Source organism: Bacteroides sp. 41_26 (assembly GCF_949740115.1).
Classification (GTDB): Bacteria; Bacteroidota; Bacteroidia; order Bacteroidales; family Bacteroidaceae; genus Bacteroides; species Bacteroides nordii.
The window spans coordinates 38,402-58,258 of record NZ_CATJGZ010000052.1; the positions used below are offsets into that span (position 1 = coordinate 38,402).

Sequence of the window (19,857 nt, forward strand, 5' to 3'; positions counted from 1 at the left end):
TACCTCCTTCCGGAGATATCCTCATTAGTATATATCACTCTCTCTCTTTTTACTTCACAGGATAAATAGTGAAATCAAAGGTTTGCTTTGTCAATGGAACCAGATAGGAAGGCAAAACTCCCGGACCACAAGTAGCAGTACCTACTCCAGCTTGTTCAGCATCCAGATGTATTGTTATTTTGCCGTCCCGTTTCAATTCATTAATATGACGTGCCTTCTCTAATATTACATCTGAGAAAGGAACAGTGCTAAACTGGAATAAAGAATTTGCCTCTATCCAGCAACCTTTCCCATGTTCGTCAGTCAGTTGCATCCACCGGACATCCGTCCGGTTACCTGTAGACTGAGGAACAACGTAATAATGGAACATCCGTTCAGGAATTGTTTTATAAACACCTATTTTTCCCGATTGATTCCGGTCAGTATAGGTTTCATGTTCCCCACGGCCCAGATAAGTTACATTTTCGTAGGTATCCTTCATTTCAAAAGTAATTCCCAATCGAGCCATCGATTTTACCAATGAAGTATCCGGCTCAAAAGTAGTCTGCACTTTCATAGAACCATCACGGTTCAAAGCATATATAAACTCGGCATTTCCTATTTTCTTTCCTTCGGCATTCAGAATATCAGCTTTCACAGTCGTCTTATTCTTACCTTCTTTCAAAGAAACCACCTTTTGTGTCAAATGGTCCAAACCAGCCTGTCTCCAGAGTTTAGCTCCATTCTGATCGCGGTTATCATTATCCGTAGCCGGACGGAACAAGCTCAAAGTTATCGGACTTGCCAATAATTCTTCTCCATCCAGACAAAGAGACTTCAAAGCACCGGTAGCCTCATCAACTACAAACGTTGTGTTCCCCGCTTTGGCAGGTTTGCCGGACCAACTGTTTTTAGATACAGGAAGTACAAACTGATCATAGGCAACCTCCCAATCGGATGTTACTAACGGAGTAGCCTTCACCCGCGTCCAACTCAGATTCAGATAAGCCTCACGAAGCGTTTTAGGAAGTTTCACAGCTCCCAAAGTGATATCCACTACGGCATGCGGAGCACAAGTCACCTCTTTACTTCCTTCAGCAACAATCGTTCCGTCATCTCCCGTCACACTCCAATGAAGAAGATACTCATTCAAATCCGAAAAATCGAACCAATTCTTCACACGGATAGTCAGGTTCTTCTTATCAACCAATGTACTCTTGATATTCTGATAGATCTTCTTCACCTCCAACAGATGCGGATGGGGCTCACGAACGGCATTCACCAAACCATTACAACAGAAGTTGCCAAAGCTCGGCACGTCTTTAGGGCCGTAATCGCCACCGTACGTCCAATACCAGTTGCCATCCTTGTCTACCTCACGGAAAGACTGGTCCACCCAATCCCAGATGCAACCACCCTGAGCCATCGGTTCATTTTCAAAAACATCCCAATATTCCTTCATGCCACCGCAACTATTCCCCATTGCATGCAGATATTCGCAAAGAATAAAAGGACGGTAAATATCCTTACGGGCTACGTACTCTTTAATGACATCCACACTGCGGTACATACGGCAATAGATATCCGTATTGTAATTTTCTTCCGCACGTTCATATTGTACGGGACGATTCTTTTCTACCGACTTCAGCCAGTCATACGTACGCTCAAAATTAATTCCATTACCGGCTTCATTGCCTAATGACCAAATCACAATGGCAGGATGATTCTTCGAACGCTCATACATACGATGCGTACGATCCATATGAGCCGTAAGCCACGTACTGTCTTTTGCCAAAGAGGCAGGTCCGTAGCCCATACCGTGAGATTCGATATTTGCTTCATCAATCATATAAAGGCCATACCGGTCACAAAGCTGATACCAGTAAGGATGAGCAGGATAATGGGAATTACGGACGGTATTGATATTATGCTGTTTCATCAGCTTGATATCCTCTTCCATCAGTTCCTTACTTACTGTCCGCCCCAACTGTGAATGCTCATGACGGTTTACCCCTTTCACCAATACAGGCACACCATTGATGCAGAAACGACCGTCCTTTATTTCAGAAGTACGGAAACCGACTTTCGTCCCGGTCACCTCAGTCACTTTTCCATTAGCATCTTTCAATTCCAATATCAATGTATACAGGTTCGGATGTTCTGCACTCCATTTTTCAACATCCGGAATACGTTTCTCATCAAAAGTAATCAAATTGCTCAAACCACGGGATTTAACCGGTTGACTACCATTCAATACCGTTTTTCCGGCCTCATTCTGCAATTCATAGGCAATGGTAGCTATTCCGGTTGCCGCTCCTTCTACAGTCACATCAAGTTCGAAAACGCCGTCTTTATAAGTATTCTTTTCAAGGATAGAGGTCACTTTATAATCGGCAATATATTGCTTGGGAGTACTGTAGAGATACACATCCCGCTCAATACCGCTTAACCGCCACATATCCTGACACTCAAGATAAGCACCCGCACTCCAGCGGTAGACTTCAAGGGCTATTGTATTTTCCCCTTTTTTCAGTTTGTCGGTAATATCCCATTCGGCAGGGGTCTTAGAATCCTGATTGTATCCTAAAAACTCTCCATTTACCCATGCATAATAAAATGAAATGACCCCTTCACAGCAAAGTATCACGCGACGGCCTTCCCAACCGGCAGGAATCGTAAAAGTACGACGATAAGACCCCACCTCATTCTCTTCAGATGGAACCAACGGCGGATTCTTCCTGAAGTTGAACATCTTATCATCAAATTCATAAGTCTCGTTTACATAAATAGCCGTACCATACCCCTGACGCTCCCAGTTACCCGGTACATTAATATCGGCCCATCCTCCGGTATAAAACGAAGGTTTATAAAAATCTTTCGGACGGGTATCGGGATTCTTCACCCAATGGAACTTCCATTTGCCATTCAGACTCATATAATAAGGAGATTCTTCATAAGCCCCTTTCTGCACATCAGCAGCAGTTGCATACGGCCAGACATAGGTATGGGGATTCAGCTTATTCAATCCTACCGCATACTGGCTCTGCCATTCGGGCTGTTGTTGTGCCGCAGCGGGAATGATAACCAGCACTGCCAGTATCATCAGATAAATTCGTTTTAATAAGTTATTCATGGTTTTATGTTTTTATAGTACTTAACTACTAAAATACTTACTACTGGGCTACTTACTACTAAATTACTTCACTATCACTTCATCAAACATCACTCTGGATTCCTGTCCCGGGCGTACATGATCTTCCGGGCAAGCCCCTGGTCCTTTGGCAGTCACACGGATATAGCGTGCCTGTTTCCCGTTGATATTCAAAGACAGATCTTCCACAAAATTCCACTCCCGGAAGATCTCCTGAGGAGTAAAGCTTAATGTCCCCACCTTCCTGAATTTACGGTTATCATCTGATATTTCTACTTCTATCGATGCCGGTTTATGTATTGCCATTCCATAATTTGTAATACACCCTACTGTAACCGTATGGAGTGTTTCCTTTTTCAATAAATCAATAGTAAAAGATACCGTATCACTTTTTTCCCAGGAAGCCCATTCATAGTCTGTTTGTTTCAGGCTTCCCCGTATCCCGTTGGTTACTACTTCCACATTTTTATTATCGGCAAGAACAGGCTTACCGGTAGCCTTATTCCAGATAACAGGTAAAATCAATGTTTTTCCCATTTTCTTATCCCCCACAAAGGTAGCACACTTTAAAGTTTGTACGCCCCGAATAGTCAATTCTTTGATATAGCGGGGGGATTTTGCAGAAGGCTCACTATCATCCAGCGTATAACGAATTTCCACATCCGGACGTATACATTCCAGATTAACCTTTAAAGCCCCGTTTTCAGGTGTTATTGTATGCTGAATATTATACATTGAACGAGAATACCCCACTCCTTTAGCTGCAATATGGCAGTTATATACATCCAATCCTTTTAAAAAACGATTCCAATCTTTCAATTCCGGTTTAACCCAGCCCCCTTCGGCCACTGCTGCCAAACGTGGAAAGAGCAGATAGTCCACATCCTCAGGTTTATTACAAAACTCAGTCCACATGCAACCCTGTATCCCCATCAAAAGAGACTTATATTCAGGTTTCCAATCATCCTGTATCGGTTCATAATCAAATACATCCCTCAAAGTTATATTACCAAAATAAGTCACAGGTTCAAACCACTGAGGTCCCTGATAGCGTATCAGATACATAATACGCGCCGGAGTCATAATAAACCGGTGTCCCTGCTCTGCAGCTTTCAAGGCAGCAGTACCCAATCCCTGCCAACCTAAGATGATGGTTCCGTCCGGTATAGTCGTATTCGTCAATTCATCCCAGCCTATCACTTCACGGCCTTTACTCTGTACATATTCGCACATCCGTTTCATAAAGTACCCCTGCAAATCTTCTTCATTGGCCAGATGCTCTTTTTTCATTCGTGCCTGGCAAAGCGGACATTTTTCCCAGTTCGTTTTTCTGGCCTCATCACCTCCCAAATGAATATAACGGGAAGGAAACAATTCCAGCACTTCATCAATCACATCTTGTAAAAAAGTAAACACACTGTCATTCCCGGCACAATAGATAACCTCAGCATGTGCACCTCCCAACCCGGGTAATACACCTATGAAATTCTTTACTACCGGACAAGCCAATCCGGGATAAGAGGCCAAGGCAGCATTGCTATGTGCCGGCATCTCTATTTCAGGGATCACTTCTATCTGGCGATCGGTAGCATACGCTATTATCTCCTTCATATCTTCCTGAGTATAAAATCCACCAATTGGAGTAGATTCTCCTAACATCGGATTCCTTCGGGAATGAAAAGGAACGTCGGTACGATCTACCCGCCATGCACCTATATCTGTCAGACGAGGGTGTTTCTTTATTTCCAGGCGCCAACCGTTATCATCACACAAATGAAAATGCAATTTATTTATTTTCAGCATTGCCATACAATCTATGATGCGCAATACATTCTTTTTGGGTATAAAAAAGCGGGCAGCATCCAATAATAACCCGCGATAGCCAAAGCGAGGTTCATCACTGATTTTTACCGAAGGAATGGCCCAGTCAACATCTCCGCCTACATTTCTTGCATTCTCTATAGAAGCCGGCAGCAACATACGGATCGTCTGCAAGGCATAGAAGAAGCCTTTTACATCCGAAGCATTAATCACAATCTTATCCGAAGTGACATCCAACCGATAGGCCTCACTCTTCAAGCTACGATCTGTTATAAAACAAACATCCGCGGTGTTACTTCCTTCTTTCAACAACGGAGTGAATCCGCCAGCACAAGTAAAAAGACCGATAAAATTACGAGCGATTTCTGCTTGCCCTGCATTCTCTACAGCAAATACCGTATTCTCCGAAAAACGATAGCTCCCCTCCCCTGGCACAACTTGCACAGGGGTGGGTACTATAGAGATCGTTTGTGTTAAATCTTCAGCCTGTACTGCTATCATAGGGGAAAACAGTAACGCTATTATAATTGATAAGGTGTATTTCATCATAAATCAATATATTCCTTTTTTTTACTCTTTATCTCTTTCCGGTGAAAAACGAACCGGATCGTTGTATTGCTCCTGCAACTTCAGCATTTCTTCTTTAAGTTCTCCCACTACAGGTTCATACTCTGCTTTTCCATATAAGTTATGCATCTCAGCAGGATCTTTCTGAAGATCATACAACTCCCACCAGTTTATATCATTATAAAAGTGAATCAACTTATATCGTTCCGTGCGAACACCGTAATGGCGTTTTACCATGTGTTCGGCAGGATATTCATAAAAGTGATAATACAACGCTTTTCTCCAATCTTTGGGATGCTCTCCTCTCAGCAAAGGCAATAGAGATACTCCCTGGATATCATCAGGAACAGGAGCACCTGCCAACTCAAGAAAAGTAGGTGCATAATCGATATTCTGTACCATTTCCGTTATATCACCTTTCCGGTCGAATCCTTTAGGTAAACGCATTATAAGCGGAGTACGCATAGATTCCTCATACATAAAGCGTTTGTCAAACCAGCCATGTTCGCCCATATAAAATCCCTGATCGGAAGTATAAACCACCAACGTATTGTCCAGCATTCCCTTTTCTTTCAGATAGTCGAGTACACGCCCTACATTATCATCCAGAGATTTCACTGTCTTCATGTAGTCGCGCATATACCGTTGAAACTTCCAGTTGGCCAGTTCTTTTCCTTTTAGGTTCTGCTTATAAAAATCATCAATCACCGGACCATAAAACTTATCCCAGGCAGCCCGCTGCTCCGTATTCATACGTCCGAGGAATTTCTCATACAAAGATTTCAAACGTGAATTCTTATTCGGGCGAAGCATTTTCAGGTCATAGATCATATCCATATCCTTCACAATACTCATTTCCTGTGCAGCAGCAGCCGGACGGCCTTCATAATCATCAAAGAAGTTTCCGGGAAGAGAAAATGTCTTATCTTCATACAGTGCCAGATTACAGGTATCTGCCATCCAATTACGATGAATAGCCTTATGGTGAATCAACAGACAGAAAGGTTTATCCTTATCCCGTTTGTTCTCCATCCAGTCAATAGCATCATCTGTGATAATATTTGTGACGTAACCTTGTTTCTGAATCGTATCATTATCCTGAGTAATAAAATCCGGATTATAATAATCGCCCTGGCCTGGCACTATCTCCCAGTAGTTGAACCCTGTAGGCAGACTCTCTAAATGCCACTTCCCTACCAAAGCAGTCTGATAACCAGCCTTCTGTAACAACTTCGGAAAAGTTTGTTGTGCACTATCAAAAACACAAGTCGTGTTATCATAGAATTTATTGGCACAACTATGCTTACCGGTAATCATACAGGCACGGCTTGGACCACTCAGCGAATTAGCAACAAAACTATTGGTAAAGCGTACACCATCATTGGCTATACGATCCAGATTAGGAGTTTCCATATAACGGGTATCATAACAACTCATCATTTGAGCCGTATGGTCGTCCGTCATAATATATACAATATTATATGGTTTTGCTTCTTCCTTTTTTTGTTGTTGACAAGAAGTTACGACAGCCAATGTTGCCAATCCGGCAAAGGGATAAACTATTTTTAAGTCTGGTCGGTTCATGGTAAAACAAGATTAATATAAATACAATAATTTCTCTACCCTTTATTATTTAGTAGTTCTATGTTTCTTTTAAATACAAATTTACGACAGCAGGTACTAATCCAATGTTCGAAAATAATTTTATATATTCCAAAAATGTCCCAAATATGTCTTTTTTTGAATTTTATTTGAAAGAAAGAACAAAAACAATAAACGATAGCTCTTAAATAGAGTAGTAGCAAACCATGCTACTACCCCTGTTGCAGAAAACAAAACTCTTTCGGATGTTTCTGCTGCTTCATTACAAATCAACAGAATAATAAAATTAGTATCCGTAATTTTGATCGCTGGCAGATATTGACTCGTTAGTATTCAATTCTTCCTGTGGTATAGGTAACCGCAAATTTTTCTTCAAGAAATTTTCCGTTAAATCTCCATTATTAAACAGACGTTCTTTAAATCGATGTTCACCTAATTCCTTGTTCTCAACAATAGCTCTTGTAATATGATGATTATTCTGAATTTCCAAAACCTTCTTCAAATATTCAGTTCCTCGTCTGCGTGCATCACAATACATCGTTTGTTCACCAGCCAATTCAACCAAACGTTCCCAGAATATTTTATCTCTCACCTGATCTTTAGTAAGATTAGTTTCCCAGTCCTTAGGGTAAACAGCATTCGGCGTACCTGACTGCCGCGCTCTCTGTAATACTTCTTTCACCAGACTAATAGCCTTTCCTGTTTCACCAGATTCATTCAGCACATCCGCCATCATCAATAAGAAATCAGCATAACGATATACAATAAGATTCATATGCGAATTTTGAGCAGTAGAATTCAAGTCCATCGCTTTCTTATAATAAGACCATCCGTAATGTTCTCCGGTAGGCTGTACAAAACGTTTCACCAACTTATCATCAACCGCCTCTAACTCTTCAACTGTAGGATTGGTAGGATCGTTACATATACTATAATTTATTTCTACATTATGAGTAACCCGACCCTCTTTGTAACTCAATTTCGGATAAGCAAACTGATTTTCACCATTACTCTTATTTACCCATGTTGAAAGAACAGTTGCACCATATCTCGGATCGTCCGGATAGGTACCTTTCAGATAGTCATGAAAAGCTTTTGAAATACGAATACGTCCCCATGATATACCGGCTGTAGAGTTTTGAGGAGCAAATATCCAACTTCCACGATTACCGGTAGTAGAAGATTCTGTTGAAAAATTGAGTTGGAATATAGATTCTTTCGAGTTTGAATGTTGTACAAACAAGTTTGAATAGTTTGGTTCCAATTGAAATTTTCCATATACAAATTCACATTGTTCCAAAGCTAACTCCCAATAAGTCTTGCTACCCGAAGCTTGTTTTCCCTGGCATGCCAAATACCAATATAGTTTAGCCAAATAAGCATGCGCTGCAAGTCCCGAAGCTTTTCCGGCATCTGCGGTTTCAGTCAATCCACCAATAGCATCTTTCCAATCACTTTCAATCTGTGCTGCAATCTCTTCTTCAGTAGCTCTCGGAATAGAAAGCGACTTGAGAGATGGAATTGTATTACGCAAAGGTACTCCACCAAAAGTAGTCAACAGATGGTAATATGAGAATCCCCTCAGAAATTTAGCTTGTGCTACTAATCCGTTTTTAAAGTCCTCGTCCAATGGGCTCTCTTTCATATTCTCTATAAAAAATGTTGTCTCTGAGACCGTTTTATATAAACTTCTCCAAAACATCTTGGTTATCACACAACCAGAAGATACGTTCAGAGATACGTAACGGTCCTGATCACTGGCATTTGTCTGTGCCCATCCCAAACCGGATGCTCCCACCAGTAATTCCTGAGCAGCCTGCCCAAAACCATCATAAGTAGTCAACTGTCCATAACAGGAAAGCAATGCCAACTGAGCTGTATTCTCATCCAAAAACACAGATTCACTATTCAAAGCATATTGCGGATCTTCATCCAGGCAGGAAGAAAAAGTACAAATAGCTAATAAGAAATATATTAATTTTAATTTTTTCATAATACCTGATTAGAATGTTACACTTAAACCAAAGATATAAGAACGTGACTGAGGAAATGAGTTCATATCAACGCCTCTTTTTAAACCATCGAATGCAAAAGTATTCACCTCCGGATCATATCCAGAATAATTGGTAATAATGAATGCATTTTTTACAGAAGCAAAAATATTTATATTCTCGAAACCTATTTTACTGACAATACTTTTCGGCATAGTATATCCCAATGTTATATCCGAACATCTCAGGAAGCTACCATCTTCAATATATCTGTCAAGTACAGCTGAAGACGGATTTGTACTATTTACTCCCGGATAAAGGTTTGTAGGATTATCAGCCCTCCATATATTAGCATAAACCTCTTTACGAATATTATTAGATGAATTCTTGGCAGGCATAGCTTCATAGCGCAGATTACTATTTAATAAATCATTTCCGTAAACTCCATTAAAGGAAGCTGATAAAGAAATGTCTTTATAAGTCAATCTGGTTTGGAAACCATATGTAAAATCCGGATTCGGATCTCCCAGAATTACTTTATCATCTTCAGTAATCATACCATCACCGTTACTATCGACAAATTTAATATTACCCGGGTCCGTACTACCTGCAATCGTATTCTTGTTTTCACTTTTCTGAGGAACATCATCTCCCTCCTGAATTATACCATCTGTTTTATATCCCCAAAACAAACCCGGAGCTTTTCCTTCAATAAAGATATTTGCAACACCAAAATGGTCACCTATTGAGTTCCCTAAATAAGCTGAATATTGATTATTGCCATAAAAAGCAAGAGGTAATCCTAATTTTCTGATCTTAGAACTGTTAAAACCGATATTACCCGATACATTCCAAGTGAAATCTTTAGAACGGATAACATCTGCATCCAAAGAAATTTCAAACCCCCTATTTGACAAAGAACCTTGATTCATCAGGATATTCGCAAAACCTGTAGTGAAAGAAACAGAACGATCGATGAGTAAGTCATCTGTACGTTTATAATACCAGTCTAATGTACCGGACAGGCGATTATTGAATATAGCAAAATCAAGACCAATATTATAGGAAGTTGTCGATTCCCATTTCAATTCAGGATTCTGCAAATTACTTACAGCCAAAGCCAACTCTTTATTACCGTTAGCATCTGCATAATCAATTGTCTTTTTATAATTATAAAAACTATTGTATGGATCTATAGACTGATTTCCTGTCTGTCCATATCCTAAACGAAATTTCAACTGATCAATCCAAGGAGTATTTTCTCTGATAAAGTCCTCTTGTTCCATACGCCATGCCAAAGCTGCGGAAGGGAAGTATGCCCAGCGGTTGGATTTCACAAACTTACTTGTACCATCCGCACGGAATGTAGCCGTCAGCAAATAACGTCCTTCAATAAAAGATAAATTTAAGCGTCCCAGATAAGAGAGCAACTGATAGTCTTTCTGAATGGGTTGCTCTTCATTAATGGTACCTGCCATATGTAACCCTTTGGTACGGAACGAATGATTTTCAAAATTACGAGCCGAAGTAACTTTGTTCAAATATCCATAGTCATCATAAGTGACACCTACAGTGGCTGCAATATCAACAATGTTTTTAATCTTCGTATTGTAATTTACAATATTCTCAACCGTATAATGGTTCTTTTCCAAATTTGTCAGACCAAGAGAACCATTATCATTTTCTCCTTTAAATAATTGGAGTCCAAACCAGCGTCCGCGATTTTGTGTAAAGATATCACCTCCTACACGTGCATTATATGAAAAACCTGCACCGATATTCCATGTCAGATCTGCCGAAGCTCTGAATGTTTTCTCTGTCGTAATATCATCATAATCATTAATCCAGCTCCATACAGTTGTTTTTTGTTCTGCCGACAGATTTTGCTCACCCGATGGAGCCACATAAGGTGCCGAGTCAAGAGCTGTACGAGTAACAGATCCGGTTGCTCCCCCTCTGGTATCTCCTCCCGACATCATATCATTCTGTTTGATAGAGCCATTCAGTGCCAAATTAAGTTTCACGCTCTTAGACAAATCCATCGAAAGATTTGTACGCAGGTCACCCTGTTTTAAACCTGTATTATAAACAATACCATTGATATCTTTAAAAGAAGCAGAAACATAATAAGTAGTTTTATCGTTACCACCATTAATAGTGGCTGAATAATTCTGAGAAAAAGCACTCTGATAGATCTCTTTTTGCCAATTATGATAAGTTAATACATTGTAAGATTCCGGATTTTCAGGATCATACTCTCCACCGGAATAAATATAACGCACTTCATTGTTTTCAAAAAAGAATTGTGCAGCCTTTTCTCCCAGTTGCTCGTTACGAAAACGTCCATACTCTTCCAGATTCAACATATCCTTCAGTTTCGTAGCATTCGCTATTGTAAAGTTGGCACTTAAACTTACTTTTGGTTTCCCGCTCTTTCCTTTCTTCGTCGTGATAAGGATAACTCCATTAGCACCGCGCGAACCATAAATAGCCGTAGCCGATGCATCTTTCAGAATCTGGATATCTTCAATATCCTGTGGATTCAAACTGGTCAATGGATTTTGAGCTGTCTGAAAATCACCATCACCAAATGCACTGGCAGCAAACTCACCGGTTGAAGCCTGCGGTATGTTGTCAATTACATACAAAGGCTGATTATCACCACGCAGAGAGTTGGCACCACGAATTGTCACCGAAGAAGCTGCACCTGGAGTAGCTACAGTGGCTCCTACATTTACACCAGCTATTTTACCTTGTAACAGATTATCGATAGAAACAACTTTTGCTGCTTCATTCTGATCAGGTTTCAAAGAAGAGATAGCACCGGTAACATCTCCCTTACGAACTGTTCCGTATCCTACAACTACTACTTCATCTAATACTTCTGAATCCTCAACCAATTTGATATTAATAGTTGTTTGATTACCAACTTTTATTTCCTGGGTTTTATATCCGATAAATGAAATTACCAAAACAGCATTACTGCCAGATACAGAGATTGAATAATTACCGTCAATATCTGTAATGACTCCATTTGTAGTCCCTTTTACCAAAACATTTGCACCAATAACTCCCTCATTTGACTCGTCTGTGATCTGTCCTTTCACTACCTTAGACTGCTGTACATCGTCAACAGCAGCATGTAACGATAGAAAAGGAATAATCATAAACAGAGCAAAAGCCAATAAACTAAATTGCCATTTGTTTTTCATACGTTATTATATTAAGTTTCACTGTTATTTTATCTGTACTTTCGCTGTAGCTCCACCCGTAGAAGAACTTACTTTCAGTACGTATAATCCCTCCCAAAGGGAATCTAATGAAAATCGAATTTGTTTTTCACCTACTGTACTATATACCTTATTACCGGATATAGAAAACAGATCACACACAACTTTACCTTCAAAAGGTACGTCTACCTGAAAATTACCATCAGAAGGATTGGGATATACATTGATCTGAGCTGATTGGGAATATTTTTCTTTTATTATGCCTACAGGGCCTTTATCCACCTTTGTTACTAATGTATCTACATTGGAATGAATAGCCATACTCAAAGCACGCACCAGACTCAACTCATTCTGTACACTCAAATCATTTCCCATATCAAAATACATACACCCACCAGTATTATTATCAACCAATAACTGCATTTTCTTTTGTACTTCCTTCACTCCATTAAATGTATAACTCACACCACTGATAGTGCCTGTATTCGATTCCGGTGTCACTGTAGAAAAATCCAAGTCTTTATATCCTTTTACATTTTTTGCAGAGTTATCACTCATAACAGCCGTTGTTGCCATAGAAAGACGAATCTTTTCTGCAGGATAACCATAATTCACAGCAGTAGTATAAAAAGAAGAATAAGCATCCCATACCAAACTGCTCTTTCGTGGTCCATAATTCTGGAAAGTAACAAAGTCAACTGCTTCAATAGCATCCAAAGGCATTGTGTATGAAACCGGATGCAAACTTACACTAAAAATTTTATTATCCGGCATTACTGCACGTATAGCTTTTACCATTGCTCCATAAGATGCCCATTTAGAATTATTCGGATTATTATCCAACCACTCCAAATCAATATCCACACCATCGCAATAAGGAAGTAACGCCTCAATTCCTTTAGCTATATTAGTACGCCAGAATTCATTACCTATATAGTTAGGCCAGTTTTTATTTCCACTCGCGTCACTATCCGAACTGATCAGGCCTATTCTTATTTTAAATCCTCTGTAACCTTCATATAAATTCCGGGTCTGTTCGATCATCGCTTTCCAACCTCTGGAATTATATCCAATATTATTTTCCCGGTCAAATCTCCAATAACCATCAAAGTATATCGCATCACTTCCACCACCCGGAAATTTTGCAGCAGATAATGTTCCATCCATATCTGAAGCAAAAGAAGTACGCGCATTTCTCCAAACCATCAAATCATCCATTTTCCCTATAAAACCAGAACCTGCTATAGCATCAGCATCTATATCCTTAAGAGTATACATCGTACCATCAGAAGGCTTTGTAATGGTTCCTTTAGCATTTTGATTATTAACATAAAGACGAATCGGATTACGGGATGAATTGGGATCCATTGTCACAGCAATATGTTGCCATTGACCTACATTGAAGATGTCATTACATTCCATCTGCCATCCATCTGCTTTAATAATCAACTGTTTGTTTTCCTCTTTTCCCAGATATATACCAAATAAATTAGCATCACTCTCTTTTTGCTCAAATAGAACAGCATTCTCTGCCCATTCTTTCACATTAAACCAGCCTTCAATAGTTGCCGCTGCACTTGCTGGTGCCCCTTCACGAAGCGCTTTACCTAAATTCACTTCGCCGGTGCCATCTAAAACTAAAACGCCCGAACGTTCTCCATCCATAGCCAGATAGGTAGCTCCTCCTGTCACAGTAGCATCGTCTAAAGCTGTCATCGTCACTTCACCGGTTTTTCCATTCACCGAAGCATTCAAAAAAATCAGATCATTTGTCAATAAATGCATATCCTGATCGATCTGTAAACGGTCGGAATGACGATTAAAATCAGAATATCCACTCACAACACGATAACGGAAATAATCGTTATCTGTCACTTTTTCACGTTGAGCAATACCATTTAAAGTACCATGATGTGTAAATTTGTAATCCACAATATCCGGACACTGCTCCTGGTCAAACTTGTAATACAAAACAAGGTGTTCCCACTGCGGATGAAATTTATTAACCGTATTCTGAAACATCAAAAGTTCCTTACTATCACTCGGCATTGCAGTATTCCACAAACGAAATTCATCCAAACGCCCTTTAAAACCTTGACCTAATACCAGATTTTCATTAGATGAAGGCATTTGTAGTTTATTATTGGCATTCCACGTCTTCACTCCATTCACCCAAGTATCTGCTCCGTTTGCAAATACTCCGAACGAAACCTGTGTCCATCCATTAACAGAAATTCCTGTAACCGTAATTTCCTGATCTGCTACTTTGAAAATGATATTTCCCTGAACAGAGGATAATCTAACTGAAAATTCACTGGTCCCAGAACCCCGCTTAAAAATATAAGCACCCGTACTCCACTCCTGTGGAGACATCAGAAACTGAACGGCATATTCATTTTTTCCATCCACTTCAGATACTTGTCCACAAGTAACATAATCACTTCCAGAAAGTCTTAAAGCATAATTAACGACTTGTGCCTGTACCCAAGAGAAACAGAAGCAACAGCCCACAACCAATGAAAATATCTTCCCTACCTGTCCCATAGTTATATTAAATTTAAAGAAATAGAAATTAAAAGAGGCCGGAACTATACCGGCACCCTTTTTCTTTGTCACCTGAAATAATATTCAACTGATTACAATACTACTTTGGTTGATTTAGTACCTACTTTTACAATATAAGCTCCTGAAGTCATTGGAATTTCCATAAATCCGGGTGTTGCTTCAGCACTATAAACTAACTGTCCAACCAAATTATAGATATGAACCTCTTCACCGTTGTTTGCATTATTTACATAGATTGAATGACGATCCCAGGCAACAAACGGAGCATTTGTATCTTCCATTGAGCCAATACCTACAGAACCACCACCTTCTGCCCCATTCGGTTTGTCCATACCATGCATAGAGTCATCTGAATTTGGAGTACCTTCTGTATTTACAAAGTCTCCTTCCGGATTTTTTATAAAAGTAATTTCATAAAGATACAAAGCGGACTCTCCCATCATTTGCCCATCAAAGCCAACACGAGCACGGAAAGGATCTGTAGTACCAGTGACTGCACCAACCTGGAATTGCCACCAACCGGTATCTCCAGTATACAATACTTCATTTTTTGATCCAAGCAGTTTATTATTACCACCACCGGAAACTAACTCTAAATTTATTTTTTTAGCACCTACCGCCAGACTGGAAGCTAATTTCATCTGAAAAGTAACACGATAATTGTTTCCTCCCTCAGCACTTGCCGGTCCAACAAACGCCAAGTTAAACCAACCCATAGATAAATTTCCCGTAGAAGCCGGGCCTGCTACAGACGCAGGGGCATCCTTCCCTTTTAATAATAAAAGATGTCCAAACTCACTATCAACAATGGAGAGACCAGAAGATATGGCTTCTTCAGTTGTAATGTTCGCAGGAGCCACACCTGCAACAATAGAACCTGCTACATTCAATTCTGCAACACTGGGATTAGCCCCGGTTCCCCAATACATCTGGACGGGTCCTACCGGAAGATCTTTAAACTTAAATGATGCAGGAGTTACATCTTCTTGTGCGAAAACATTAGCAGCCATCATCAGTGCGACTGCTGAAAGGAGTACATTTCTTCTCATAATAATAGAAAATTAAAAGTTAATAATTTGACTCCAATCGTTCTTTACTGATTTTCACTAATCAAATACATAACGACTTTTGTCTTTGCAAACATATGACTTGAATCACAAATCAATGTTCAAAAACAACTTTTTATACTTCCAAAAACATCTAAATTACCCATTAATAGCAAGTTTTAGATATTCCTGGAAGTGAAAATAAGAAATAGTGGAGATACCACAAATACGTATCCTTAAATCTCCTGCCCCTAATGTACTTATGTTGAATAATCAAAGCCTTCCGGAATGATTATATCATGACAGCAAACAGTATAATGAGGCAATCGAATACAACAGAAAGTAATGAAGAATGCTGGGCAGAAGGATTAATTTACCGAATAACCCTCTAATAGTTGTTTTTTCAACAACTATACTATATTCTGTTTTTTCCCAATGAAAGCTATTTTATCTGGAAATCCTTTAAGAGAAGTAGCTTTACTGCTTATAATCAACACTATAAACAATACATAATTTAGAATGAAAAAGTACGTATTTAATAGTGTATTAATTACTATCTTTTAGGATACAAAGTAACGCTACTTTGTATCCTAAAAGATAGTAGTTTTACATTGCTAAGGTTGTATATTTAAATTTCCCATTAACAATGTTAACAGATTTTCTATTTTCATTTTTCACAAAAACATTACATACTACAAACTACTCATATTCTAAAATTATAAATTAATCATTATTTTATAGGCAAAACATAAATCATTATCATACTCTGTTAATAAAATAAATATGACCAAGATTTACTCCTTTGTCCGAAAACAATAATCGATCAGGGATTGTTGGTTGAACAGAGAAAGCAAAAGTTTTCAATCAAAAAAATAGTATTAACTAAACGCTTCAATTATGAAAAAATTATTTTTAGCATTTATGATAGCGATAGCAGCTACTGGATTAAATGCCCAAACATTAAAAGGTGAAGGTTCTCTTCTTGGGAATGTAGGTTATCAGACCAATTATGAAAGGTTTGGATTGGGAGTACAAGGACGTTATGTAATAGCAAAAAATCTTCGGATAGCCCCGGATCTTACATTTTTCTTTCCTAAAGATAAAGTTACGGGATTAGATGTAAATATCAATTTTCATTATGTCTTTAATTTCAGTAAAGACGGGCAGGGATTTTCTGTTTATCCCCTTGCCGGGTTTGGTATGCAAAACAATTTTTATGGGAAACAAGATACTGAAATTGATGGGCAGCATGTAAAAGTAGGCAGAGACAATACAAGTAAATTTGCCTTCAATCTTGGTGGTGGTATAACGCTGCCATTGTCTGAACACAGTTACTTAAATGCAGAAGCGAAGTTCATGTTTGCCCACGATGACAATGTCGTTATCATGTTGGGATACGGATATAAATTCTAAATACTGATAACTAAAGCTACACCAATCGCTTTCTATACTTATAACTATGAGGCTATTTCCTTACGGGAGACAGCCTCTTTTTTGTGGTAAAGCTCCTATGGAAAAATGCATAAGGGAAAAGGGGGGCATCCTTTTAGCATTCTGTCAAAATGATATTCTTAATCCTGTAAAATAAGATATTTAAGGCATAAGTATGGGGTAGTGTAAAAAATACCCGTATTTTCCCGGTTAGATAATTCAGATAGTTTGTATCATATTTCACTTCGTGTTAATATACTATGTATATCGTCTATTTTTATTACATTTTATTTGCAAACAATTTACATATCAACCATCTTGCTATTTTCCACTTATACACATACCGAGGGCAACCAGCAAAAAAGAGCCTCTTTTGAGGACAAATAAACTTTTCCCGTAGAGCATCGGGGTGATCTCCGTAGAGTTTCGAATCGTTCCTCGTAGAGGAAAAAACTTATCCCGACATCATAAGAGAGATATGACACCGGGATAAGTAGAATATATATTCAAATAGAATCAAAATATACGAAACAAGATGTATTTTTTTGCACTCTTTTGCATAATTAATTTTCTTGTTGCATCTATTTTCGTTATTCACCTGTCAGGAGAATAGATAGATTCCAAACAAAATAATAGTATATCTAAAGTTTATACAGCTTTATGTAATCTTCCTTTTCAGAGATTATTTTGATTCATCAATCGTACAGATACTTACGCGATTCCAGTCCGGTTCTGAGAACATATCACCAATCCCCTGACCTTCGGCCGTAATTCGTGCAGCATCAATCTTATACTTTTTCACCAAAATAGTCTTAATAGCTTCGGCACGTGCTTTTGCCAGTTTCTCATTGAATGCCAGATTTCCTTCAGGAGAAGCATATCCTTTGATAACGACAGTTGTATTCACATGCTTATTCATATAAGAAGCTACTCGTTCTACATTGGGTAACTGCGATGCATCAACGACTGATTTACCCTGTCGGAAAGTAATGATAGATTCAGGAATCCGGTTGGTCTTTACAACCGTTTCAACAGGAACAACCTTATTGCGACATTCATTCAGCTCACTTTGTAACTCGTTGACCTGCTGGTTGGCATTGATTAACTGGTTATCCTTGTTGTTTACCTGTGAACGAAGATCATTAATAGCAGAATTCAGATCGGCTATCTCAGCAGGATCATAAGGTTTGACTTTCGTAAAATGATGTGTCCCGTTACTTGTCATAAAATGGTAAGTGATTCCGGCTGTCAGTTCAAAAGCAGCGTTATTTACGTTAAAGCGGCTCTTTGCTGTATTAAAATCGCCTTCCATATCATATACAATAACTGGTCTTACTCCTAATGTCCATGCCTTAGTCTCTCCTAAATTGAAGTTTAAATTCATGCCGAAACGAGTAGACCAGGAATTCTGATCTCCAGGGCCGTTCATATAATAATGCAGCCAGCCCATACCAGCCAAAGCTTCAATCTCAAATAGACGGGGAGTTCCCTGATATCCTCCAAACAAATTCATCAAATTGACTTTACCTAACAAGCTGACATCAGAAGCATCGAATGCTGTCTTACTTTGGGTCGTGTTCACATATCCCATACCCTGAATACCCAAACCGAAGACAGGCGTAAGTTGCTTAGTTATTCCGAATCCGAAAGCCGGACGGGCATCTTTAAAGAATGAACTGTGAGTCAGAGGGGTCACAGCACCAGCATTAATTCCTATAGACCAGTTATCACCAAATTTAGTTCCCTGAAGAGCAGTCTCGCCTGTTTGAGCATTTGCAGTAAATGCTCCCAGTACAAAAGCAGATACAATAATAAATTTTTTCATAATTAAAATGCGTTAAGTTGGTTATAAAATAAACATATCATACATTTCATGTTGAAAGTTTATTTATGAAAGTAAAGTCCATATATTTATAATTCATGTATCCAAAACATTATCAAGCAGATACATTGTTTCAAATTAAGAGACTAAACTTTCTTTTTAATTCAATATTTAAAACAATATTCAATATCGTTTTCATATTAAAGAACATAATATATTTAATTTTAGTTCAGGGTATTAAAATGAAATTAACAACTATTTTGTTTTAAGAAGATACAGAATCAACCTTCTGTACTGCAAGAATACTTATTTCTACTTGTATTTAATCATGATTTGTGATGAATCAACTATCTATCAAACACTGGTTAAAGTTATAGTTCTTTAATAAATTATCGGTTAAAATAAAACACATTATTAACACTCGATATTAACAATTACTTTTGTTATGCAAGAATGTACACTTTTGCTACACAAACTTGTACACTTTCACATAGCAAAAATGTACAATTAACACAATAAAAAGTGTACACTCTTGAATCCAATGAAACAGCGCCTTTATTTCAGTTGATAATCAATAATTTAGACTAACCACAACATTCAAATATCACTTTATATCTTGTTTATATAAAAATCCATACTTACTTTTTTAGCA

At 38.6% G+C, this 19,857-nt stretch carries 9 protein-coding genes; 1 reads left to right on the forward strand and 8 read right to left on the reverse strand.

All coding sequences use genetic code 11. The annotated features are described in order from the left end of the window. Window positions 1-49 precede the first annotated feature (49 nt). The 7 genes from QX565_RS03625 to QX565_RS03655 form a co-directional block, all read right to left on the reverse strand. Complete coding sequence (locus tag QX565_RS03625; protein ID WP_289291313.1) at window positions 50-3,112, reverse strand: glycoside hydrolase family 2 TIM barrel-domain containing protein; 3,063 nt, start codon at window positions 3,110-3,112, stop codon at window positions 50-52. Window positions 3,113-3,175: 63 nt separating this feature from the next. Next, the gene (locus tag QX565_RS03630; RefSeq protein WP_414429704.1) at window positions 3,176-5,500 is read right to left on the reverse strand and encodes a glycoside hydrolase family 20 protein; all 2,325 of its coding nucleotides are present in this window, start codon (window positions 5,498-5,500) and stop codon (window positions 3,176-3,178) included. A 21-nt stretch (window positions 5,501-5,521) separates the two neighbouring features. Beyond that, entirely contained in the window at window positions 5,522-7,102 is a 1,581-nt protein-coding gene (locus QX565_RS03635; RefSeq protein WP_289291314.1) for a sulfatase family protein, read from the reverse strand. A gap of 304 nt (window positions 7,103-7,406) precedes the next feature. Continuing rightward, window positions 7,407-9,113 carry a RagB/SusD family nutrient uptake outer membrane protein gene (locus QX565_RS03640; RefSeq protein WP_221650464.1) on the reverse strand — a complete coding sequence of 569 codons (1,707 nt, stop codon included), beginning with the start codon at window positions 9,111-9,113 and terminating at the stop codon, window positions 7,407-7,409. 9 nt (window positions 9,114-9,122) lie between these two features. Next, window positions 9,123-12,323, reverse strand: coding sequence for a SusC/RagA family TonB-linked outer membrane protein (locus QX565_RS03645; protein WP_221650465.1), 3,201 nt, complete (start codon window positions 12,321-12,323; stop codon window positions 9,123-9,125). Window positions 12,324-12,347: 24 nt separating this feature from the next. After that, entirely contained in the window at window positions 12,348-14,957 is a 2,610-nt protein-coding gene (locus QX565_RS03650) for a LamG-like jellyroll fold domain-containing protein (protein WP_289291318.1), read from the reverse strand. Window positions 14,958-14,977: 20 nt separating this feature from the next. Then, a complete protein-coding gene (locus QX565_RS03655; protein ID WP_289291320.1) occupies window positions 14,978-15,955 on the reverse strand; it encodes a T9SS type A sorting domain-containing protein in 978 nt (325 codons plus the stop codon). 894 nt (window positions 15,956-16,849) lie between these two features. Between QX565_RS03655 and QX565_RS03660 the strand changes: the two genes are divergently transcribed. Then, on the forward strand, window positions 16,850-17,365 hold the full coding sequence (locus QX565_RS03660) for an outer membrane protein (RefSeq protein WP_002561137.1): 516 nt from the start codon (window positions 16,850-16,852) through the stop codon (window positions 17,363-17,365). 700 nt (window positions 17,366-18,065) lie between these two features. On the opposite strand, the gene QX565_RS03665 is transcribed toward QX565_RS03660, so the two are convergent. Then, window positions 18,066-19,208: an OmpA family protein gene (locus QX565_RS03665; RefSeq protein WP_289291323.1), complete on the reverse strand. Its 1,143-nt coding sequence runs from the start codon at window positions 19,206-19,208 to the stop codon at window positions 18,066-18,068. Window positions 19,209-19,857: the final 649 nt, after the last annotated feature.